The sequence below is a fragment of the Limnohabitans sp. genome, from assembly GCF_040401135.1.
Taxonomy (GTDB): Bacteria; Pseudomonadota; Gammaproteobacteria; order Burkholderiales; family Burkholderiaceae_C; genus Limnohabitans.
In genome coordinates, this window is record NZ_JBBAOV010000023.1 from 1 (window position 1) to 21,540 (window position 21,540).

17 protein-coding genes and 1 riboswitch are annotated in these 21,540 nt (G+C 57.8%); of the genes, 9 read left to right on the forward strand and 8 right to left on the reverse strand.

What is annotated here, in order from left to right:
- Nucleotides 1-110: 110 nt before the first annotated feature.
- The 3 genes from ABWP81_RS07705 to ABWP81_RS07715 all read right to left on the reverse strand — a co-directional run bounded on the left by ABWP81_RS07705 (nucleotide 111) and on the right by ABWP81_RS07715 (nucleotide 4,822).
- Entirely contained in the window at nucleotides 111-1,589 is a 1,479-nt protein-coding gene (locus tag ABWP81_RS07705; protein ID WP_353140831.1) for an ATP-binding cassette domain-containing protein, read from the reverse strand.
- On the reverse strand, nucleotides 1,586-3,547 hold the full coding sequence (locus ABWP81_RS07710) for an ABC transporter permease (RefSeq protein ID WP_353140833.1): 1,962 nt from the start codon (nucleotides 3,545-3,547) through the stop codon (nucleotides 1,586-1,588). Before ABWP81_RS07710 ends, ABWP81_RS07705 begins: the two co-directional genes overlap by 4 nt.
- Nucleotides 3,548-3,616: 69 nt before the next feature.
- A complete protein-coding gene (locus ABWP81_RS07715; RefSeq protein ID WP_353131969.1) occupies nucleotides 3,617-4,822 on the reverse strand; it encodes an ABC transporter substrate-binding protein in 1,206 nt (401 codons plus the stop codon).
- A 102-nt stretch (nucleotides 4,823-4,924) separates the two neighbouring features.
- Between ABWP81_RS07715 and corA the strand changes: the two genes are divergently transcribed.
- A complete protein-coding gene (corA, locus tag ABWP81_RS07720; protein WP_353131971.1) occupies nucleotides 4,925-5,890 on the forward strand; it encodes a magnesium/cobalt transporter CorA in 966 nt (321 codons plus the stop codon).
- 14 nt (nucleotides 5,891-5,904) lie between these two features.
- Here the strand turns inward: corA and ABWP81_RS07725 are convergent, their stop codons facing one another.
- From ABWP81_RS07725 to recQ, 3 genes are all read right to left on the reverse strand, one after another.
- Nucleotides 5,905-7,743 carry a phosphoenolpyruvate carboxykinase (GTP) gene (locus ABWP81_RS07725; RefSeq protein ID WP_353140835.1) on the reverse strand — a complete coding sequence of 613 codons (1,839 nt, stop codon included), beginning with the start codon at nucleotides 7,741-7,743 and terminating at the stop codon, nucleotides 5,905-5,907.
- 295 nt (nucleotides 7,744-8,038) lie between these two features.
- A complete protein-coding gene (locus tag ABWP81_RS07730) occupies nucleotides 8,039-8,176 on the reverse strand; it encodes a hypothetical protein (protein ID WP_353131975.1) in 138 nt (45 codons plus the stop codon).
- 73 nt (nucleotides 8,177-8,249) lie between these two features.
- A complete protein-coding gene (gene recQ, locus ABWP81_RS07735) occupies nucleotides 8,250-10,169 on the reverse strand; it encodes a DNA helicase RecQ (RefSeq protein ID WP_353131977.1) in 1,920 nt (639 codons plus the stop codon).
- Nucleotides 10,170-10,316: 147 nt separating this feature from the next.
- Here recQ and ABWP81_RS07740 point away from each other — a divergent pair, with 147 nt between their 5' ends.
- The 5 genes from ABWP81_RS07740 to metH all read left to right on the forward strand — a co-directional run bounded on the left by ABWP81_RS07740 (nucleotide 10,317) and on the right by metH (nucleotide 17,025).
- Nucleotides 10,317-11,276: a metallophosphoesterase gene (locus tag ABWP81_RS07740; protein WP_353140836.1), complete on the forward strand. Its 960-nt coding sequence runs from the start codon at nucleotides 10,317-10,319 to the stop codon at nucleotides 11,274-11,276.
- 56 nt (nucleotides 11,277-11,332) lie between these two features.
- The gene (locus ABWP81_RS07745) at nucleotides 11,333-12,409 is read left to right on the forward strand and encodes a homocysteine S-methyltransferase family protein (RefSeq protein ID WP_353140838.1); all 1,077 of its coding nucleotides are present in this window, start codon (nucleotides 11,333-11,335) and stop codon (nucleotides 12,407-12,409) included.
- Between the two features lie 95 nt (nucleotides 12,410-12,504).
- The gene (locus ABWP81_RS07750; protein WP_353140840.1) at nucleotides 12,505-12,747 is read left to right on the forward strand and encodes a hypothetical protein; all 243 of its coding nucleotides are present in this window, start codon (nucleotides 12,505-12,507) and stop codon (nucleotides 12,745-12,747) included.
- Between the two features lie 71 nt (nucleotides 12,748-12,818).
- Nucleotides 12,819-14,117, forward strand: a complete 1,299-nt coding sequence (locus tag ABWP81_RS07755; RefSeq protein ID WP_353140842.1) for an amidase — start codon at nucleotides 12,819-12,821, stop codon at nucleotides 14,115-14,117.
- Nucleotides 14,118-14,144: 27 nt separating this feature from the next.
- A riboswitch (S-adenosyl-L-homocysteine riboswitch) is annotated at nucleotides 14,145-14,239 on the forward strand.
- Between the two features lie 50 nt (nucleotides 14,240-14,289).
- Nucleotides 14,290-17,025 (forward strand): methionine synthase, encoded by a 2,736-nt coding sequence (metH, locus tag ABWP81_RS07760; RefSeq protein ID WP_502905523.1) that lies wholly within the window; start codon nucleotides 14,290-14,292, stop codon nucleotides 17,023-17,025.
- 17 nt (nucleotides 17,026-17,042) lie between these two features.
- On the opposite strand, the gene ABWP81_RS07765 is transcribed toward metH, so the two are convergent.
- Nucleotides 17,043-18,236, reverse strand: a complete 1,194-nt coding sequence (locus ABWP81_RS07765) for an MFS transporter (protein WP_353131989.1) — start codon at nucleotides 18,234-18,236, stop codon at nucleotides 17,043-17,045.
- 176 nt (nucleotides 18,237-18,412) lie between these two features.
- On the opposite strand from ABWP81_RS07765, the gene ABWP81_RS07770 reads away from it, so the two are divergent.
- Nucleotides 18,413-19,153, forward strand: a complete 741-nt coding sequence (locus ABWP81_RS07770) for a multinuclear nonheme iron-dependent oxidase (protein WP_353140846.1) — start codon at nucleotides 18,413-18,415, stop codon at nucleotides 19,151-19,153.
- Nucleotides 19,147-19,548, forward strand: a complete 402-nt coding sequence (locus ABWP81_RS07775; RefSeq protein WP_353140848.1) for an HvfC/BufC family peptide modification chaperone — start codon at nucleotides 19,147-19,149, stop codon at nucleotides 19,546-19,548. Before ABWP81_RS07770 ends, ABWP81_RS07775 begins: the two co-directional genes overlap by 7 nt.
- On the opposite strand, the gene ABWP81_RS07780 is transcribed toward ABWP81_RS07775, so the two are convergent.
- Nucleotides 19,545-21,077, reverse strand: a complete 1,533-nt coding sequence (locus tag ABWP81_RS07780; RefSeq protein WP_353140850.1) for a YifB family Mg chelatase-like AAA ATPase — start codon at nucleotides 21,075-21,077, stop codon at nucleotides 19,545-19,547. The two genes, ABWP81_RS07775 and ABWP81_RS07780, sit on opposite strands and share 4 nt — an antisense overlap.
- 211 nt (nucleotides 21,078-21,288) lie before the next feature.
- On the opposite strand from ABWP81_RS07780, the gene ABWP81_RS07785 reads away from it, so the two are divergent.
- The coding region (locus ABWP81_RS07785; protein ID WP_353140852.1) for a TorF family putative porin at nucleotides 21,289-21,540 on the forward strand (252 nt) is incomplete at its 3' end.

Here is a 21,540-nt window from a genome sequence, read left to right on the forward strand (position 1 = left end):
CACACCCGGCATGACCGCAAGTGTCGAAATTCGGACCGGACAAAAAACGGTGCTGGAGTATCTATTCCGCCCCTTGCAAAACGTGTCGCAGGCTTTGCGCGAGCGTTGATTTAGGAAGTGAGCACACCGCGCTCTAGCGTGTAGCTGCGGTCACTCACCCATTGCGCGAAGTGCGTGTTTTGCTCGGACAGCAACACGCTCACGCCTTGTCGTTTGAGCGCCAAAATCATTTCACCCATTTGCTCCACGATGACGGGTGCAACGCCCTCGGAGGGCTCGTCGAGCAACACCATCAGCGGGTTGGCCATAAGGGTGCGTGCCACGGTGAGCATTTGTTGTTCACCCCCGCTCATGTGGCTGGCAGGGCGATGCTGCAGGTCTGCCAAGTTGGGGAACAGCGCAAAGATTTGACCGAGTGACCATTGCGGTGCAGCTAAGCCATCGGCAAAACGGCGTGCTGTTTGCACACCAAGTTGCAAGTTTTCTAGCACCGTCAGGTCGGTGAAAATGCGGCGGTCTTCTGGCACATAGCCTAGGCCTAAACGTGCGGCTTGGTAAGGCTGGACATTTGAGATGTCGTGCCCTGCAAACTCGACGCTGCCTGTTCGACGTGGCATGAGGCCCATGATGGCTTTGAGCATGCTGGACTTGCCCGCCCCGTTGCGCCCTACAAGTGCCACCACTTCGCCGCGTTGCACATGCAGCTGCGCATCAAACACCACTTGGGCTGCGCCGTACCAAGCGTTCAAACCTTTCACGTCGAGCAGAGGGGTGTCGGCAGTCGATGTATGGGTGGACAGCGTTTGAAGCGGTTGCGATGCGCCAAAGGTTTTGCCACTGCCAAAGTACACCGCCTGCACTTGCGTGTCGGCTTGCACCTGTGTGGGCGTGCCTTGCGCGATGAGTGCACCACGCGCCATGACCAGCACGCGGTCGGCGTGTTCAAACACCACGTCCATGCTGTGTTCGGTAAACAGCACGGCCACACCGCGTTGGTTGACCAAGCTGCGCGTGAGCGCCATCAGGGCGTGGCGCTCTTCGGAGGCCATGCCCGCAGTGGGCTCGTCCATCAGCAACAAGCGCGGTTCGTTGGCCAAGGCCATGGCCAGTTCAAGGCGCTTCACATCGCCATAGGCGAGTGCGTGGCCGGGCCGATTTGCCTGGGTGTCCAGTTGCACTTGCTCTAACAGCTGCAACGCATCGGCGCGACGATAGTGGGTGGCGCGTTGCCACGGCCAAAGCGATCGGCCATCGGCCGAGAGCAGCGCCATTTGCACGTTTTCAGCGACCGTTAGCGAGCCAAAAGTTTGTGCTACTTGAAACGTGCGGCTCACGCCCATACGCCACAGCTCATGCGGTTTGCGGCCCAGTAGCGACACGCCGTTCAGGGTGATGCTGCCGCTGTCGGGGCTGAGCTGACCATTGACCAAATTGAAGGTGGTGGATTTGCCGGCACCGTTAGGGCCGATAAGCGCGAGCAATTCGCCAGCTTGCAAGCTGAACGACACATCGTTGACAGCTTGGTTGCCACCGAAGGATTTGTGCAGGTGTTGAACGCTAAGCAGCGTGCTGTTGCCGTGTGTGTTCATGCATGACCTCGCGCATGGAATGCAAGCAATCGTTGCCACAACGCCTGCACCGATCCGGCAATGCCTTGCGGAAACACCAGCACCAATAGCAACATGCTGGCACCCAACACCGCGCGCCAGTAGTCGGTGCTGCGGGCCAAGCTGTCTTGCAGCGCTGTGAATGTCACGGCGCCCACCAGTGGCCCAACCAAGGTGTGCAGCCCACCCAGTAGCACCATGACCAAGCCATCGACCGATCTACTCACGCCCAACACATCGGGTGAGATGCTGCCTTTTGAAAACGCAAACAATGCGCCCGCCAAACCCGCAAAACCCGCAGCCACCAAAAAGCCCAGCCACTGCACATGCGCCACATTCAGTCCCGTGGCCTCGGCGCGGCCCAGCGAATCGCGACTGGCACGCAGGGCGTAGCCGAGGGGAGACATCAACACGCGGCGAAGCGCCATGACGCTGATCGCCACAAGCGCAAGCGTGAGCCAGTAATAAGCTGCTTTGTCTTGCAACCAATCGCTAGGCCACACACCCGTGATGCCGTTGCTGCCGCCCGTGAAATCGTCCCACTGAAAACAGATGGACCACACAATTTGTGCAAACGCCAAAGTAAGCATGGCCAAGTACACGCCCGACAAGCGCACGGCAAACCAAGCGATAGGCGCAGCCACCAAAGCGCTGACGAGAGGTGCCAACAACAACGCGGTTTCGCTGGACACGCCGGCACGTAACACCAACAACGCTGCCGCATACGCGCCCACGCCAAAGTAAGCCGCATGGCCAAACGAGTGCATGCCCGCAGGCCCCATGATGAAGTGAAGACTCGCGGCAAACAACGCGGCAATCAGCAGGTCAATACCCAACACCAATGTGTAGGGCGAATCCGTGGTGAGCAGGGGTAGCACCAGCAAGGCCGCGCCCGCCAGCATCCAAGCAACTTGTGTGCGCATGCCGCCTAAAACAAACGGCACGTCGTGCTCGGTACTGGCTCGTGGAGTGCTTTGCGGCTTGCCCAGCAAACCCCAGGGGCGAACCATCAGCACCGCCGCCATCACCAAAAATTCGGCCACAAGTGTGAGTTTAGAAAACGCAAACGACATGCCAAAAATTTCCACCGTGCCCACCGCAATGCACAGTGCTTTGATTTCGGCAATCAACAACGCAGCCACAAACGCACCAGGAATCGAGCCCATGCCACCCACCACAACCACCACAAACGCGTCACCAATCGTGGCCATGTCCAGTCCCAAGTGCGCGGGTTCCCGGGGCAGTTGCAGTGCGCCGCCCAAGCCAGCCAAAGCGCAGCCGAGCGCAAACACAGCGGTAAACAAGTGGCGTGGGTCCACCCCCAAGGCGCCCAGCATCTCGCGGTCTTGCGTGGCGGCGCGGACCAACACGCCAAAACGCGTGCGCTGCAAAGTCCACCACAACACGGCCAACACCATTGGGCCAATGGCGATCAAAAACAAGTCATAGGTGGGAAAGCGACGGCCCAAAATATCGACTGCACCACCCAGCCCTGGTGCGCGTGGGCCAAGTAAATCTTCCGCACCCCATAGCCACAGCGTGCCGTCTTGGATAACAAGCACCAAGGCAAAGGTGGCCAGCAACTGAAACAGCTCAGGGGCTTTGTAAATGCGGCGCAGCACCAGCACTTCTACCACCGCACCCAATACACCAGTGACAAGCGAAGCACAAAGTAAAAGCAAAAAGTAGGCAATGGTCTGGCTGGCGCTTTGGCCCCCAAAATTACCCAGCACCACGCTCAAGGCCGAAGACACAGCAGGCGCTGCATGCGACACCAGCGAGTAAGCCACATACACACCCAACATGAAGAACGAGCCATGCGCAAAGTTGACGATGCGCGTCACGCCAAAGATGAGCGACAACCCTGCCGCCACCAAAAACAAAGACGACGCACTGGCCAACCCGTTGAGGGCTTGAACAAGGAAGCTGGCGACATCCATAAGAGGTGTGAGTGCTTGAAATTAAAACGCCCGCAAAAGGCGGGCGTTGTGTTGGGGATGGGAAGGCTTTTAATTGCTCGGCCGGAGTTTCTTCACAACGTCATCGCTGGGTTGCACGCTGGCGCCGTCGATGTAGCGGTAGTCTACCAACACGCCCCTGCCATTGTCGTTTTTGGTGCGGCCCAAGAACGCACCCATGGTGGACTGGTTGTCTTGCTTACGGAACGTGGCTTTGCCAAACGGTGTGGTGAAGTTCAAACCGCTGAAAGCGGTGATCAGCTTTTCAGTCTCCGTGCTTTTGGCTTTGGTGATGCCAGCGGCCAAGGCGTGAATCATGCTGTAGCCCACGACCGAGCCCAACCGGGGGTGGTCGTTGTACTTGCGGTGGTAAGCCAAATAAAACGCTTTGTGCTCGGGCGTTTGCACGCCGTACCAAGGGTAGCCGGTGACGATCCAGCCGTTGGGCGTTTCGTCTTTGAGGGGCTCTAAGTATTCGGGTTCGCCCGTGAGCAAGCTCACCACTTCGCGTCCTTGGAACAGTCCGCGGGTGTTGCCTTCGCGCACAAACTTGGCAAGGTCGGTGGCAAACAGCACGTTAAAAATAGCGTCGGGTTTGGCATCTGCCAGGGCTTGGGTGACCGAGCCCGCGTCAATCTTGCCCAGTGCGGGGGCTTGTTCGCCCACAAATTCCACATCGGGCTGTGCGGCCTTCAGCAGTTGTTTGAAAGTGGCAGCGGCCGACTGGCCGTATTCGTAGTTGGGGTACACCACGGCCCAGCGTTTTTTCTTGAGCTTGGCAGCTTCGGGCACCAGCATGGCCACTTGCATGTAAGTGCTGGCGCGCAGGCGGTAGGTGTAGCGGTTGCCGTTTTGCCACACCATTTTGTCGGTCAAGGGCTCGCCCGCGAGGAAGAACACTTTGCGCTGCTTGGCAAAGTCCCCCAGTGCCAAACCAATGTGCGAGAGGAACGCGCCAGACAGTACATCCACTTTTTCGCGGCTCAGCAGCTCTTCGGCGGCACGCACGGCGTCGCCAGGCGAAGCGTTGTCGTCTCGCGTAATCAGTTGCAGCTGCTTGCCATTCACACCGCCCGCGGCGTTGATTTCTTCTACCGCCAGCTCCATGCCTTTTTTGTAGGGGTCAAGGAATGCTGGCTGGGCTTTGTAGCTGTTGATTTCGCCAATCTTGATGACGTTTTGGGCAAACACAGGCAAGGAGACAAGGCTCAAGGCCAGGGCGGCGGTGCGCCAGGTGGTGGGATAGCAGAAGTTCATATCAGCTTTACGAAAAACAGAAAACTCGATTGTCTTGCAAACGGGGGCGGCACCTTATAGTCTCAGGCAAATACTTTTTAATGTTTCCAAGGGGTTGCCCAAATGCTTGTTAACTGCGTGGCTTATCAAGAGGGTCAAAAATTAGCGGATATTCCCATTGCGGATATCAGCGATTGGTTGGCAAAACCGGGCTGTTTTATTTGGGTTGCTTTGCGCGATGCGGCACCTGCGGAACTGGCACAAATGCAGGAAGAGTTCGACTTGCACCCCTTGGCGGTCGAGGATGCCTCGCGGGGCCACCAGCGTCCCAAAATTGAAGAGTACGGCGACATCGTTTTTGTGGTGATGCACCTGTTGGAAATACAGCAAGACGAGGTGCATGTGGGAGAAGTGGCGGTGTTTGTCGGGCGTAACTTTGTGTTGTCTGTGCGTAACGGTAGCCAGCAAAACTTCATGGGTGTGCGCGAGCGTTGCGAACGCGAACCCGAGTTGCTCAAGCAGGGCTCAGGTTTTGTGGCCTATGCCTTGATGGACACGGTGGTGGACCGCTATTTCCCATTTGTCGAAGCGCTAGAGGCGGACTTGGAAGAAGTGGAAGACCAAATTTTTGAGCGTGGATCAGCCCGCTGGAACATCGAGCGGCTTTATGCCCTCAAGCACAGAAGCTCCACGTTGCGCCATGCCGTGGTGCCGTTGCTGGAGATGGTTGGCAAACTGCACGGCGGGCGCGTGCCTGCGGTGTGCCAAGCCAGTCAAGAATATTTTCGCGATGTGCACGACCATTTGGCACGCATCAACAGCGCCATCGATGCGGTGCGCGACACCATTGCCACGGCGATTCAGGTCAATCTGTCTTTGGTCACCATTGAAGAGTCAGAGGTCACCAAGCGCTTGGCGGCCTGGGCGGCCATCTTTGCGGTGTCCACGGCGCTGGCAGGCATCTGGGGCATGAATTTTGAAGTGATGCCCGAGCTCAAGTGGGCTTACGGTTACCCCATGGCGCTGGGCATCATTGGCTTTACAGCCGCATACTTGTATTGGCGTTTTCGCAAGCGCGGCTGGTTGTAATTTTGAGGGCCTAATTAGGCCTCCAAACGCGCCGCCAAAGCAGCCTTGGTGGTGGTCATCTCGGCGGGCAAGTGGAAGGCCAATTGCGTGAACAACTCTTCGTGCAGTTTCAACTCGGCCACCCACGCTGCTTTGTCAATGTGGGTGACGGTGTTGAATTGCTCGGCTGTGAAGTTCAAGCCGGTCCAGGTGATTTCTTCAAAGGTGGGGCTCACGCCAAACACGTTTTCTTTGCCGTGTGCCTTGCCTTCGATGCGGTCAATCATCCACTTCAAGACGCGCATGTTTTCGCCGTAGCCTGGCCACACAAACTTGCCATCGTCACCTTTGCGGAACCAGTTGACACAGTAAATTGATGGCACTTTGGCGCCGCCAGCTTTGAGCTTGTCGCCCATGTCGAGCCAGTGCTGAAAGTAATCGCTCATGTTGTAGCCGATGAAGGGCAACATGGCGAACGGATCGCGGCGCACCACGCCTTGTTGGCCAGCGGCGGCGGCGGTGGTTTCAGAGCCCATGGTGGCGGCCATGTAAACGCCTTCGGTCCAGTTGCGTGCTTCGGTGACCAAAGGCACGGTGGTAGAGCGGCGGCCGCCGAAGATAAACGCATCAATGGCTACGCCGTCAGCGTCGTCCCATTGGCTGTCCAAGGCCGGGTTGTTGGTGGCGGCCACAGTAAAGCGGGCGTTGGGGTGGGCGGCTTTGGCGCCAGTTTCTTTGGCGATCTGGGGCGTCCAGTCTTTGCCTTGCCAGTCGATCAAATGGTCGGGCAACTTGCCGGTGTCTTTTTCCATGCCTTCCCACCACACGTCGCCGTCGTCGGTGAGCGCGACGTTGGTGTAAATCACGTTTTTGTCCAAGCTGGCCATGCAGTTGGGGTTGGTGTGAAAGTTGGTGCCTGGGGCCACGCCAAAGTAGCCAGCCTCTGGGTTGATGGCGTACAACTTGCCGTCCGCGTTGGGTTTGATCCACGCGATGTCGTCACCAATGGTGGTGACTTTCCAGCCATCAAAGCCTTCGGGCGGAACCAGCATGGAGAAGTTGGTTTTGCCGCATGCGCTGGGGAACGCCGCTGCCACGTGGTATTTTTTACCTTGTGGGTTGGTCACGCCCAAGATGAGCATGTGTTCGGCCAGCCATCCTTGGTCATGGCCCATGTTGGACGCAATGCGCAAAGCAAAGCACTTCTTACCCAGCAAGGCGTTGCCGCCGTAACCTGAGCCGTAAGACCAGATTTCGCGGGTCTCTGGGTAATGCACGATGTATTTTGTTTTGTTGCAAGCCCACTTGACGTCAGCTTGACCCGCAGCGAGGGGCGCACCCACAGTGTGCACGCAGGGCACGTAGTGACCATCTGTACCGATGACGTCGTAAACGGCCTTGCCCATACGCGTCATGATTTTTTGACTCACTGCCACATAAGGGCTATCGGATAGCTCGATGCCCACGTGGGCAATGTGCGAACCCATAGGGCCCATGCTGAAAGGCACCACATACATGGTGCGGCCTTTCATGCAACCGTCAAACAGGGGTTGCAATGTGTTGCGCATTTCGGCGGGAGCCATCCAGTTGTTGGTGGGGCCGGCGTTTTCTTTTTTCTCAGAGCAGATGAAGGTGCGGTCTTCCACGCGTGCCACGTCGGTCGGGTCAGAACACGCCAAATACGAGTTGGGGCGCTTGGTGGCGTTTAGTTTTTTGAAGGTGCCTTTGTCGACCAGCAATTGGCACAGGCGGTCGTATTCTTCTTGGCTGCCGTCGCACCAATAAACGGTGTCGGGTTTGCACAAGGCGGCCATTTCGCCAACCCAAGCCACTAGCTTGGGGTTTTTTACATACGCGGGTGCGTTGATGTTCATGGAAAGCTCCTAAGTCAAAAAATTGAGGCCAGAGCCCAGCCTGTTAAAGCGCTAGGCGCTGACCTCAATTCATTGTTGCGGGCCTACACCAGCAGGATGGCTATTTTATGAAACTCTGTCTTGGTTCAGGCTTGCAAAAACCCTAAGACTGGCATGAAAAGTCCGAAAAGTATTACTTTTAAAGGTGTTTTTGTAACTTAGGCGATTGGATTGGTTATAAGTGACTAAGAAAAAAGCGCCTCGAAAGGCGCTCTTTAATGTGCAAGACCGACGAACTTTCAGTCAAGACAATGTTTTAGGCCATGTACATGGCAATGAAAATCATCAGGAACATCAAAATGCCACCCACGACGGGCAACACGATGGGCATCATGGGCACGATGGATTCGACAACGTCTTGCTCGGTGCCGTGTTCTGGTTTGTGGTCGGACATGGAAAGTTTCCTCAGAAAGTTTGAACTTGCATGAATTCTAGGGGAAATGTGAAACCCCTTTGTTGCCGATAGCTTAAGCGGGCAGCGCCACCACGCGCAACACCTCGTCGCCGTAAGCCTCTAGTTTTTTGGCGCCTATGCCGGCGATGCCTTGCAGCGCTTCAAGGTCGTGCGGCTCGGCCTGTGCGATGGCGGCCAGGGTGGCATCGTGGAAGATGACGTAGGCGGGCAAGTTGTGCGACTTGGCCACCTCGGCCCGCCACGCCTTGAGGGCGTCATAGCGTTGCTGGCCTGCATCGTCCAGCGCGATGGGCGCAGGTTTGGATGTGCCACTGGCGGTGCTTTTGGCTTTACGGTCACCCTTGCGGTCCGCCGGGGTGGACACCGAGGCGCGGAGCCGCACCGACACGTCGCCCTTTAGTACGGCTCGCGAGGCCTCGGTCAAATACAAAGTGTTGAAGGCTTGCGCGTCCACGCCTAACGCGCCCAAGGCGATGAGCTGGCGCAGCACGCCGCGCAACTGCACCTCGGTGAAATGTGCGCCTATGCCAAAGGTGCTGAGTTTTTCGTGGCTGTATTGACTGACTTTGTCGGTGACTTTGCCGCGCAAGATATCCATCATGTGGCCTGCGCCAAAAGACATGCCGCTCTGCTGTTTGACGCGGTAGAGGGTGGACAACAGCATGCGGGCGGCTTCGGTGCCGTCCCAAATTTCTGGGGGCTGCAGGCAGTTGTCGCAATTTCCGCAAGTCAGGCGAACTTGCCCGTCCTCTGCGGATTTGTAGGTTTCATCAAAGTAGCCCAGCAGGCGCACGCGGCGGCAGTCGGTGGCTTCGGCCAAGGCCAGCAGCGCGTCGAGTTTGCCGCGCATGGCTTGTTTGAAGTCTTCGCCCGCGGGGCTTTCGTCGATCATGCGGCGCTGGTTCACCACGTCGTTTAGGCCGTAGGCCATCCACGCGTGGGCGGCTTGGCCGTCGCGTCCGCCACGGCCCGTTTCTTGGTAATAGCCTTCGATGTTTTTGGGCATATCCAAATGGGCCACAAAGCGCACATCGGGTTTGTCGATGCCCATGCCAAACGCGATGGTGGCGACCATCACTAAACCGTCTTCACGCAAAAAACGGTTTTGGTGCTTTTGACGAATGGCGCCATCCAGCCCAGCGTGATACGGCAGCGCGGCAATGCCGGCAGCGCACAAAAGTTTGGCGACCTCTTCGACGCGTTTGCGCGATTGGCAATAGACGATGCCACTGTCTTGCCAGTCTGGCCCCGTGTGCTCGCGTTGGATAAAACGCAGCAACTGTTGCGAGGCGTCCTTTTTTTCCACGATGGTGTAGCGGATGTTGGGGCGGTCAAAGCTGCTGACAAACTGTTGTGCATTTTCCAGCTGCAAGCGCTCGACGATGTCGGCCCGCGTCAGCGCATCGGCGGTGGCAGTCAGCGCTAGGCGCGGCACGCCGGCATAGCGCTCGTGCAGCACGGTGAGGGCGCGGTATTCGGGGCGGAAGTCGTGGCCCCATTGGCTTACGCAATGCGCTTCGTCAATCGCAAATAGGCTGAGCTGGCCTTGCTCGAACAGGGCATCCAGCTGTGCCAAAAAGCGAGGCGTGGTGATGCGCTCAGGCGCGGCGTACAGCAGGGTGATGTCGCCTCGGCGCAGGCGTTGCTCCACCGCGTTGGCTTCTTCGCCAGTGAGGCTGGAATTTAAAAACGCGGCTTCAACACCCGCCTCGTGCAGTGCGCCCACTTGGTCGTGCATCAGCGCGATCAGGGGAGAGACCACGATGGCAATGCCGTGGCCGGCCCGCTGGCGGGCAATGGCGGGGATTTGGTAGCACAGCGATTTGCCGCCGCCCGTGGGCATCAACACCAGCGCATCGCCACCACCGCACACGTGGTTGACGATGGCCTCTTGCGGACCGCGAAACGCGTTGTAACCAAAAACCTCGCGCAAGATGCTCAACGGTGAGAACAAAACTGATACCTGTGACATACAAAGAGCTGGCATTGTCCCCCATTGGAATTAGCGCAATGTACGTGCCGCTTTCACGCATCGTGCATCCGTATCGCGACCCGCTGGAGCGGTCACAATTGCCATTCAAAATTACCCAACACGCCTTCAACATTTGGATCGATGCCCATGATGAAAACCACCCTGCTTCGCGCTTGCTTGGCCTTTGGCCTTGTTTTATCCATGCCAGCGGCACTTGCACAGCAAGGGTTTTCGTTTGTGGCTTTGGGCGACTTGCCCTACGGCTCTCCCGAAAAAGCCTACGTCCCTTACCGTGCGCTGATCGATCGCATCAACCAAGTGGGCCCCGACTTCTCAATCCATGTGGGCGATATTAAATCGGGCTCTACCTTGTGCAGCGATGAGGAGTTTGCCAACCAGCTTCAACACTTTCAGCGCTTCAAGGGCGCGGTGGTGTTCACGCCGGGCGACAACGAGTGGACTGATTGCCACCGCGCCAACAACGGCGGGTATGACCCGCTGGAGCGTTTGGCCGCTTTGCGAAAAGGCTTTTTCAAACCGGGTCAGTCATTGGGCAGCCAGCCCATCCGTGTGCAAAGCCAAGCCCAGCGCACGCCAGCCTTTGCCACCTATGTGGAAAACTTGCGCTGGCAGCACCAAGGCGTGCAGTTCAACACCGTGCACATCGTGGGCAGCAACAACAATTTAGAGGCGCGTGACCCTGCCGCGAGCAAAGAGTTTTATGAACGCGACGCCGCCAACATCGCTTGGATTCAGTCTGCTTTTGCAGACGCCGCCACGCAAAACCCAAGCTTGATCGTGTTTGCTTTTCAAGCCGATGTGTTTGATTCAAAAAGCATGTATGAAGACTTTCCAGGTTGGTCAGGCTTTCGTCAAAGCATTGGCGAAACCTTGCTGCCCTTGGCGCAGCGTTGGGGCAAGCCGGTGTTGGTCATTCATGGCGACAGCCATAAGTTCAAGTTGGACCAGCCTTTCACACTGAACCGTCAGCCCTTGCCCAACATCACGCGCTTGATCGTGCCGGGCGCGTCCGACGTGCGTGCGGTCAAAGTGACTGTGCAGCCAGGGGCAGCCTTGGCGTTTGAGCTGATTTCGCCAGTCCCTTGATCGGGCCATCCCCCATACGCTGACTGTCGATTCGCCTCACTTCTACAATCGTCAGCATGAAAGCCACTGCCTACACTCGCGCCCAAGCGCTGCCCGATATCCTGAAACACCGCATCGCCATCCTTGACGGCGCGATGGGCACCATGATTCAGCGATTCAAACTAGACGAAGCCCAATACCGTGGCGCGGGATACGCCGGGCCCGGCGCGCAGCTAGACAGATTCAAAGACTTCCACAAAGATGTGAAGGGCAACAACGAGTTGCTCAGCCTCACTCGCCCCGATGTGATTCGCGACATCCACGAGCGCTACCTCGCTGCGGGTGCAGACCTGATCGAAACCAACACGTTTGGCGCGACCACCATTGCGCAGGCCGATTACGACATGGCCGACTTGGCCTACGAGATGAACCTAGCCTCGGCCCGCATCGCCCGCGAGGCCTGCGACAAATACAGCACACCCGACAAGCCCCGTTTCGTGGCGGGCGCGGTGGGCCCCACCCCCAAAACAGCCAGCATCAGTCCCGATGTGAATGACGCTGGCGCACGCAATGTGAATTTTGAAGAGCTGCGCGCTGCGTATTACGACCAAGTCAAAGCCTTGGTCGAGGGCGGTTCGGACGTGTTGTTGGTGGAAACCATTTTTGACACGCTCAACGCCAAAGCCGCGTTGTTTGCGATTGAAGAGTTCTTTGAAGACTCAGGCGAACGCTTGCCCCTCATCATCAGCGGCACCGTGACCGACGCCTCCGGGCGCATCTTGAGCGGTCAAACCGTGACCGCCTTTTGGCACAGCGTGCGCCACGCGCAGCCACTGGCCATTGGCCTGAACTGCGCTTTGGGTGCCACACTGATGCGCCCCTACATCCAAGAGCTCAACAAAGTGGCCGGAGATACCTTCATCAGCTGCTACCCCAACGCCGGCTTGCCCAACCCCATGAGCGACACCGGCTTTGACGAAACGCCCGATGTCACCAGCCGCCTGCTGCACGAGTTTGCGGCAGAAGGCCTGGTGAACATCGTGGGCGGCTGCTGCGGCACCACACCCGAGCACATCGCGGCCATTGGCAACGCGGTGGCGGATCAAAAAGTCCGCGCTGTCAGTGCCGGGCCGTTCTATCGCGAAGCCGCTTAAGCATTAGCAGCAGGGCATCGCGCATACGCCACGTGGCGGATAGACAAGGTGGCGCGGCGAGTCAACAATAAGTCCTTTTGATAAAGGACGTATTTATGACTAACGAACCTTTAAGCGCCATCACAACCTCCCCCGACGCGCAAACCCGACTTGATGTGGTGTCGGCTATTTTCAAAGAGCACGGCCATGTCAATCGCCATTTGATCTCTGAAAAGTTAATGTTGACCAAACTTCAAGCCAGCCAACTACTGCGTGAATTCTTGAACGCTCATGCAGCTTTGGTGGCATGGGATGGTGCTCTCAATGCTTACCACATGAAGCCAGTGCGTAGCGTCTAAGCCCTCATTCGCGGTGCAGCCTAATCGGTGCAAAATTGGGTTTTTTTTCGCCCCACTGGAGACTGCACCCTATGCCGCACCATACATTGAGCGCCTGCGAGGCCGCCCATCAATTGGCACAACGCACGTTGCGTGCCGAAGACTTGGTGCGCGACTGCCTAGAGCGCATCGACGCCCGCGAGCCACAAGTGCAAGCATGGACGCATGTGGCGCGTGACGCTGCATTGGCCAGGGCCAAAGCCTTGGACCACGGCGCGCACCAAGGCTTGCTGCATGGCTTGCCCATCGGCGTGAAAGACCTCATTGCCACCTTTGACATGCCCACCTCATATGGCTCGGCCGTGTATGCCGGTCACCAACCTGCAAACGATGCCACCTGTGTAGCACTGGCACGTGCAGCTGGCGCGGTAGTGATGGGCAAAACGGTAACCACCGAGCTGGCCACTTTTCAGCCCAACCAAACCCGCAACCCGCGCAACCTAGCGCACACACCGGGAGGCTCGTCCTCTGGCTCGGCTGCTGCGGTGGCCGATGGCATGGTGCCTTTGGCGCTGGGTTCTCAAACGGCGGGCTCGCTGTCGCGGCCGGCGTCTTACTGCGGCGTGGTGGCCTTTAAGCCCAGCTTTGGGGGCATCAACCGCGCGGGCGCCAAGCCCTTGTCCGACACCTTGGACACCTTGGGCACCATGGCCCGCAATGTGCCCGATGCCGCATTGTTTGCAGCAGCCTTGAGCGGCCGCACATCTTGGCTGGTGCGCCCCATGGCCGAGCACCTGTCGCGCCCGTTGCGCGTGGGCTTGTGCCACACATTTGAGTGGGGGCAGGCCTTGCCTGAAACCCAAGCGGCCATGCAACATGCGGCTGCTTGTGTTCAAGCCAACAGCGCCATGGCACTAAGTGATGTGCAGCTGCCTGTGGACTACCAACAGTTGGCGCAAGCGCAAACCTACATTCAGCTGGCAGATCAAGCGCAGTCTTTTGCGTTTGAGCGCTTGCACCATTGGGCGCAACTCAGCCCCCGTTTGCAGGGCATCATGCAGGCAGGTTTGGCCGTGACTGTGGAGCAATACGACCAAGCACTAGCGCTTGTGGCGCGATGCCGCGCGCAATTGGCCGACGTGTTTCAAGACGTCGATGTGCTACTGACCCCCAGCGCACCGGGTGCTGCCCCGCTGGGACTAGACAACACGGGCGACCCCGTGTTTTGCCGCATTTGGACGGTGTTGCACACGCCCACGGTCAACATTCCTGCGGGCTTTGCGCCCAATGGCATGCCTGTGGGTTTGCAGGTGGTGGGGCCGGTGGGTGCAGATGGCTTGACGTTGGCTGCGGCGCATGCGCTACATCAATGTTTAGACGTGTCGCGGTAAAGACCCAGACCTAGTTAAAATAACCAGCACCCCAAGGAGCGTTGCAGCTTCACCCCACCTTTTCTAGGTTCGCGCGTGAAGTCAGGCTTGGGGCGAATTTTTTGCAACGACGCTCACCTGTTTTGTCAGCCCCCAGGTGAGTACCCCCATGAATTCCACTGCAGTTTCCCCCATGAAGTTGTCGGGTCTTGAGCCCGTCTCCATTGGCACTGGCACGCTGTTTGTCAACGTCGGAGAGCGCACCAACGTCACTGGCTCTAAAGCCTTTGCGCGCATGATTTTGAACGGCGAGTACGAGCAAGCTTTGGCTGTGGCGCGTCAGCAGGTAGAAAACGGCGCACAGGTGATTGACGTCAACATGGACGAGGCCATGCTCGACAGCCAAGCCGCGATGGTCCGCTTCCTCAACCTCATGGCCGGTGAGCCCGACATTGCGCGTGTGCCGGTGATGGTGGACTCGTCCAAGTGGTCGGTCATCGAAGCGGGCTTGCGTTGCATTCAAGGCAAGGGCATCGTTAACTCCATCAGCATGAAAGAGGGCTTGGACGAGTTCAAACGTCAAGCCACTTTGGTCAAGCGCTACGGCGCGGCGGCGGTAGTGATGGCGTTTGACGAAAAAGGCCAGGCGGACACCTACACACGCAAGATCGAGATTTGCGAACGCGCTTACCGCGTGTTGGTGGACGAGGTGGGCTTCCCACCCGAAGACATCATCTTTGACCCGAATATTTTTGCGATTGCCACCGGCATCGAAGAGCACGACAACTACGCGGTTGACTTCATCAACGCCACGCGTTGGATCAAGCAAAACCTGCCCGGCGCCAAGGTGAGTGGCGGCGTGTCGAATGTGAGCTTTTCATTCCGCGGCAACGACCCTGTGCGCGAAGCCATTCACACCGTGTTTCTGTACCACGCCATTCAGGCGGGAATGGACATGGGCATCGTCAACGCGGGCATGGTGGGCGTTTACGACGCCTTGGAGTCCGTTCTGCGCGAACGCGTAGAAGACGTGGTGCTGAACCGTGCGCCCCAATACAAAGAAGGCGAAGCGCACCTCACCCCTGGCGAGCGGCTGATTGAAGTGGCCGAAACTGCCAAAGGAGCGGCCAAAGACGACAGCCAAAAGCTTGCTTGGCGCGGCACGCCTGACGTGCCTGTGAACGTGGCGCAGCGCCTGAGCCATTCTCTGGTGCACGGTATTACCGACTTTATCAACGACGACACCGAAGAGGCCTACCGCGAAATCTTGGCCAAGGCGGGTCGTCCACTGCATGTGATCGAAGGCCCGCTGATGGACGGCATGAATGTGGTGGGTGACTTGTTTGGCCAAGGCAAGATGTTTTTGCCGCAGGTGGTTAAAAGCGCCCGCGTGATGAAGCAAGCGGTGGCCCATTTGCTGCCCTACATCGAGGCCGAAAAACTGGCCCAAGAAGCGGCGGGCGAAGACGTGAAAGCCAAGGGCAAGATGGTCATCGCCACCGTCAAGGGCGATGTGCACGACATCGGCAAGAACATCGTCACCGTGGTTTTGCAGTGCAACAACTACGAAGTGGTGAACATGGGCGTGATGGTGCCTTGTCACGAAATTTTGGCCAAGGCGAAAGAAGAGGGCGCGGACATCATTGGCTTGTCGGGCCTCATCACGCCGTCGCTGGAAGAAATGCAATACGTGGCCAGCGAGATGGAGAAAGACCCCTATTTCCGCGATCGCCAAATGCCGCTGCTCATCGGCGGGGCGACTTGTAGCCGCGTGCATACCGCTGTGAAGATCGCGCCGCACTACAGCGGCCCCGTGGTCTACGTGCCCGATGCCTCGCGCAGCGTGAGCGTGGCGCAAGGTTTGTTGTCAGACCAAGCGGCCAAATACATTTCCGATCTGAATGCCGACTACGCCAAGGTGCGCGAGCAACACGCCAACAAAAAGCAAACACCGTTGGTCACGTTGGCGCAAGCGCGAGCCAACGCCACGCCCATTAACTGGGACAACTACAAACCCGCCAAGCCCAAGTTCATTGGCCGTCGCGTGTTTAAAAACTTTGACTTGGCTGAGCTCGAAAAATACATCGACTGGGCCCCGTTCTTTCAGACGTGGGATTTGGCAGGCCCCTTCCCCGCCATCTTGGACGACGCCGTCGTGGGCGTGGAAGCCAAAAAGGTGTACGCCGATGGCCAGGCGATGCTCAAAAAAATTATTGCCAACCGCTGGCTCACAGCCAACGCCGTGGTGGGCTTGTACCCCGCGCAGCGTGTGGGCGACGACATTGTTTTGTACGCTGACGAAACACGCCAACAACAGGTAATGACGTGGCACGGTTTGCGTCAACAAACCGAAAAGCCCAGCCGTGATGATGTGCGCAACCCCAACCGTTGCTTGTCCGACTTTGTGGCCGACCAAACCCAAGCTGCCGACTATGTGGGCTTGTTTGCCGTGACCGCAGGCTTGGGTACCGAGAAACAAGAAAAGCGCTTCATGGAAGCGCATGACGACTACTCAGCCATTTTGTTCAAAGCCTTGGCCGACCGTTTGGCTGAAGCCTTTGCCGAGTGCATGCACCACCGCGTGCGCACCGATTTTTGGGGCTACGCCGCAGACGAAGCGCTGAGCGACGAAGACCTGATCCAAGAAAAATACCAAGGCATTCGCCCTGCGCCAGGCTACCCCGCCTGCCCAGACCACAGTGCCAAGCAAGACATGTTTGCCTTGTTGCAGTGCGACGATATCGACATGGGCCTGACCAGCAGTTTGGCTATGACACCTGCGGCGAGTGTGAGCGGCTTTTACTTGGCACACCCCGATGCGACCTACTTCAACGTGGGCCGCATTGGCGACGACCAAGTGCAAGACTTGGCGCAACGCCAAGGCGTGGCGGTGAAAGATTTAGAGCGCTTGCTGGCGCCTAATTTGTAAGAGTGATTGGCCGGTGTTCACCGTGGAGTATCTTTTTGAGCCAGCCACAGCGACGCCACGCCCACCACGCTAGCCGTCAACATCAGCCACAGGCCCAAGGTGTAACCCGCCTCCGCTGACCACAGCAGCCCCATCAGCAAAGGCGCTGCAGCGCGCGCCAAGGCCATGGGCAAACCCAGTAAGCCGTTCAAGCTGCCCATGTGTTCGCGGCTCACATATTGCGCCATGGCCGTGCCTTTGACGATGGTGAGCATGCCGTTGCCCAAGCCATAAAGCACCACAAACATCACGCTCCACCCAATGTGACCCGCACCAATCAGCAGTGCTAAAAACCCAAGCGGAACCAACATAGGCACCCAGCGGTTGACAACATGCACATCCACGCGATGCTCAAACAGGTAAAGCCCCAAGCGTCCCATCACTTGCAGCACACCGATGCTGGCAGGCACTGCAATCGCCCATGACTCGCTCATGCCCGACTCGCGCAGCAGACTCACCATGTGCGCAGGCAATGCCGATGTCACGCCCATGAGCAGCACCACAAAAATAGCCAATTGCCAAAACTGAGGACGACGCACAAAGTGCATCAGCGTGAGGTGATCGGTGTGCGAAGAAGCAAGCACGGCGCGTTGCGGCGCGTCGCGCAACAGCAGCCAATGCACAGGCACGCACACCAGCAGGTGCAGTGCGCCTAAGACGCACAGCGCATCTCGCCAACCGTGGGCATCAATCAGCCAAGCGACCAGCGGAATAAACACGGTGCTGGCTAAGCCACCCAGAAACGACAGCGTGATGATGGCCCGCCGAAAGTGCTGCGGGAACCGCCGCGTCAGCACCGCAAACGCAGGCGGATACAAGGTACCTGCTAAGCCAACGCCGAGCATTGTCCAGACGGCGTAAAACTCAACCACCGACGTGATTTGGCTGTGCATCAAAAAGGCCAACCCCACGAGCAGCGAGCCGCCCGTCATCACCGCGCGCTCATGACCACGGTCAATCCAGCGGCCCACAGAAAAAGCCAGCAACCCTTCGGCCAACAGCATCAAACTAAAGCCGAGGGACGACTCGGCACGGCTCATGCCCAAAGCTAGCTCAAGCGGCGACATGAACAAAGCAAAACCGTAAAACACACTTCCCCAAGAGATGAGTTGCAGTAGCGAAAGCACCCAAACAAAGCGGGCATCACGAAAGGAGAGGTGGGTGTGAGGCATGTTCGACTGATGATACGGAGTCCATATGTCAAGAGTGGCGGCTACGTGATTTGTGAGAATTTGGGGCGCGGGTCAAAAAGGTGGTGACTTACTAATTCGTTTGTTCATGTTCTTAGAGGGGCTGACGAATACGTGGCTAGGAACCATGGATGGACACTTTGAATGAAAGCAACTTTATGAAACATCACACCTTGCAAGGCGCGGGCTTGGCTTTGCGCCCCGCGTTGATAGCGACCTTGAAAAACAGGGCGCCTAATAATTTGCAATTTTCTAATTTGCAATTTTTAGAGATCACACCAGCCGACTGGATAGGTTTGAGTGGTCAACAACATGCTGATTTAATGCAACTTACCCAGCGTTACCCCAGCGTTTGCTTCAGCCAAAGCTTGTCGCTAGGCGGTCCTAGCCCGTTAGACAAACAAGTGTTGCGAGATTTGCGCGCCTTCATGGCCGAGCACAACATTCAAGTGTTTTCAGAAGCCTTGGCTTGGAGTGCCGACGATGCGCCTTTGTTCATCAACTTGCCCATTCCCAGTACCCGCGAAGCGGTGGGTTGGACGGTAAGCCGTATCGCGCAGGTGCAAGATGCGCTGGGTTTACGCATAGGCATTCGTAACGTGGCGCACCGCATGAAGCCGACGCAAGTGCAAATGGACGAGGCGCAATTTATCAGCGCGGTGGTAAAAAAAGCGGGGTGCAGCTTGCATTTAGATTTGCATGCGCTGACCATCAATGCTTTGCGTTTTGGGTTTGACCCGCACGCATTTTTGAAAGCCCTGCCTCTAGCCAGCGTCGACTACGTTCGCGTGGGCGACGATGACGCCCTGCTGCAAGAAGTGCTGGCGCGAACGCACCTTCGCATGGCGCGATGTGTGGACGATGTGAAGCAACTGAAAGTAGAGGAACCCACATGTTGAACAATTTTCGCCAAACTCAATTTGCGCTCGCCAGACACCTGCGTGACCCCTTGAACGCGCCCTTGCCCGCGGGCGTAAAAGCGGCCGATGCCAACGCTTGTTCGCAAGTGATGGTTGACTTCGTAAGCAACATCTTGGCCCCTGTGTTTCCCGTAACCCGTGCAGCTTTGGGTGAGGCCCTGTGGTGTCAGACCGTGCATTTGTTTCTCAAAGACGCAGCCTGCCATACGCCTTGGAACAGCGCGGTGCAGCGTGCGTTTATGACGCATGTGAGCGCCAACGCAGAGAGGCAGCAATTGCCTGCGTGGTTGAAAGATGTGGCGCATTTCGAGTGGCTGCAAACGACGGGTTACCTCGCGGCGCTTGACGAAACTGCTGCTTCCGGTGCCGCTTAGTGGTTCACCAATACGCGCCGATATTGAAGCGCTTCGGCCACATGCGCCACTTGCACGGTGGTGCTGTCGGCCAGGTCTGCAATGGTGCGTGCCACGCGCAGCGCACGGTGTGTGCTGCGGCTAGACCAGCCTAGCTTGGTGGCTGCGTTCTGCAAAAACGTGGCGGCATGCGGGTCTAGGTGCATGTGCGATTCGAGTGCTTGACCTTGCAAGCCTTGGTTGGCCGTGCCTTGTCGTGCCAAGGCTTTGGCGTGCGCCGCCAAACAACGCGCGCGCACGGTTGCAGTGGATTCACTCGGTGCGCTTTGCATCAACACCTCGGTGGGGAGCGTCGGCACTTCTACCTGCAAATCAATGCGGTCTAGCAGCGGGCCGCTGAGCTTGCCTTGGTAACGCGCCACTTGGTCGGGTGTGCAACGGCAGGCTTTGAGGGTGGAGCCCAAGTAGCCACACGGGCAGGGGTTCATGGCGGCAATCAATTGAAAACGCGCAGGAAACTTGGCCTGCGTCGCTGCGCGTGAGATGGTGATGTGGCCGTTTTCCAGCGGCTCGCGCAAGGCTTCTAATGCACTGCGTTTGACCTCGGCTAATTCGTCTAAGAACAACACACCGTTGTGAGCCAAGGAAATTTCACCTGGGCGAGGCGGTGTGCCGCCACCCACCAGCGCCACCGAGGTGGCGGTGTGGTGCGGGCTGCGCGTGGGCCGCTGCATCCATTGGCTCAATTCAAACCGTCCCGCCAGGCTGGCGACGGCCGCACTTTCTAGCGCGTCTTCCAGCGTCATGTCTGGCAACAAGGCAGCAAAGCGCTGCGCCAGCATGGACTTGCCGGTGCCGGGTGGGCCTACTAATAAGAGAGAGTGGCCACCCGCCGCTGCAATTTCTAGGGCGCGGCGCGGGCCGGCTTGGCCTTTGACATCGGCCAAGTCGGGGCCGTGCGTGGCGGTCGTTGTGTGCAAGGCCTTGGCTTCAATGCGGCACCAACCGTCGGTGGTGTGTGTTTTGAGCGCTGGCTTGGCAAAGTGCGCCACCACATCGCTCAGATGTTGTGCGCGGTACACCTCGGCGGTCGGCACCAAGGCCGCCTCTTCAGCGCTGATGGGAGGCAATACCAAACGCGTGCGTACCCCCGCGCCGCGTAAAGCCAGCCCCATGGCCAACGCACCTCGAACGGGCCGCAGCTCGCCCGACAGCGACAACTCGCCCGCAAACTCGTGCAGCGCCAAAGCGGCTTCGTCCAACTGACCGTTGGCCGCCAAGATGCCCAAGGCAATGGGCAGATCAAACCGGCCCGAGTCTTTGGGTAAATCAGCTGGGGCGAGGTTGACCGTGATTCGCTTGTTTGTCGGAAACTCTAGCCCCGCGTTTTGAATGGCGCAACGCACCCGTTCGCGGGCCTCTTTGACCTCGGTGTCTGCCAAGCCCACCAGGGTGAAGCTGGGTAAACCGTTTGCCAAATGCACCTCCACCGTGACAGCGGGGGCCTGCAGGCCGAGCAGTGCACGGCTGTGGATGAGCGCTAACGTCATAAAAATTCTCTTTTTGAGCATCCATCCCCATTGCGGGGCATGTAAAACAAAGTGATGCACCAAGAGCGTGCGCCAAAATGGACGGGTAGTCAGGCTACCGCATCACTTTGGGTCGTGGGTCATGTTGTGAGATCACTTTTGTGAAGAATCACATTGGCACGGACCCTGCTAAGTAGGTGTGTCCTTCTTAAATTTTTCAACGGAGAAAACTATGAACATCAAGTCCAAACTTTTGCTGGCTCTCTTGGCCACCTCTTCTGCAGCGTTTGCACAAACAGCACCTGCGGCTGCTGCCGCACCTGAGGTGACTTACAACGTGGGCGTGTTTAGCCAGTACCGTTACCGCGGTATCGCGCAAACCAAGGGTGACGCAGCGTTGCAAGCTGGTGTGGATTACGCCAACGCCAACGGGTTTTATTTGGGCGCTTGGGGTTCGACTATTAAGTGGATTAAGGATGCGGCG

Bases quoted from the DNA above. Each gene is read 5' to 3' on its own strand.
- metH (WP_502905523.1), top strand. From the start codon at position 14,290: ATGAAGTTGTCGGGTCTTGAGCCCGTCTCCATTGGCACTGGCACGCTG.
- ABWP81_RS07715 (WP_353131969.1), bottom strand. From the start codon at position 4,822: ATGAACTTCTGCTATCCCACCACCTGGCGCACCGCCGCCCTGGCCTTG.
- ABWP81_RS07725 (WP_353140835.1), bottom strand. From the start codon at position 7,743: ATGAACATCAACGCACCCGCGTATGTAAAAAACCCCAAGCTAGTGGCT.
- ABWP81_RS07755 (WP_353140842.1), top strand. From the start codon at position 12,819: ATGCCGCACCATACATTGAGCGCCTGCGAGGCCGCCCATCAATTGGCA.
- ABWP81_RS07745 (WP_353140838.1), top strand. From the start codon at position 11,333: ATGAAAGCCACTGCCTACACTCGCGCCCAAGCGCTGCCCGATATCCTG.
- ABWP81_RS07740 (WP_353140836.1), top strand. From the start codon at position 10,317: ATGATGAAAACCACCCTGCTTCGCGCTTGCTTGGCCTTTGGCCTTGTT.
- ABWP81_RS07765 (WP_353131989.1), bottom strand. From the start codon at position 18,236: ATGCCTCACACCCACCTCTCCTTTCGTGATGCCCGCTTTGTTTGGGTG.
- ABWP81_RS07775 (WP_353140848.1), top strand. From the start codon at position 19,147: ATGTTGAACAATTTTCGCCAAACTCAATTTGCGCTCGCCAGACACCTG.
- ABWP81_RS07780 (WP_353140850.1), bottom strand. From the start codon at position 21,077: ATGACGTTAGCGCTCATCCACAGCCGTGCACTGCTCGGCCTGCAGGCC.
- ABWP81_RS07705 (WP_353140831.1), bottom strand. From the start codon at position 1,589: ATGAACACACACGGCAACAGCACGCTGCTTAGCGTTCAACACCTGCAC.
- ABWP81_RS07710 (WP_353140833.1), bottom strand. From the start codon at position 3,547: ATGGATGTCGCCAGCTTCCTTGTTCAAGCCCTCAACGGGTTGGCCAGT.
- recQ (WP_353131977.1), bottom strand. From the start codon at position 10,169: ATGTCACAGGTATCAGTTTTGTTCTCACCGTTGAGCATCTTGCGCGAG.
- ABWP81_RS07730 (WP_353131975.1), bottom strand. From the start codon at position 8,176: ATGTCCGACCACAAACCAGAACACGGCACCGAGCAAGACGTTGTCGAA.
- corA (WP_353131971.1), top strand. From the start codon at position 4,925: ATGCTTGTTAACTGCGTGGCTTATCAAGAGGGTCAAAAATTAGCGGAT.
- ABWP81_RS07750 (WP_353140840.1), top strand. From the start codon at position 12,505: ATGACTAACGAACCTTTAAGCGCCATCACAACCTCCCCCGACGCGCAA.
- ABWP81_RS07770 (WP_353140846.1), top strand. From the start codon at position 18,413: ATGAAACATCACACCTTGCAAGGCGCGGGCTTGGCTTTGCGCCCCGCG.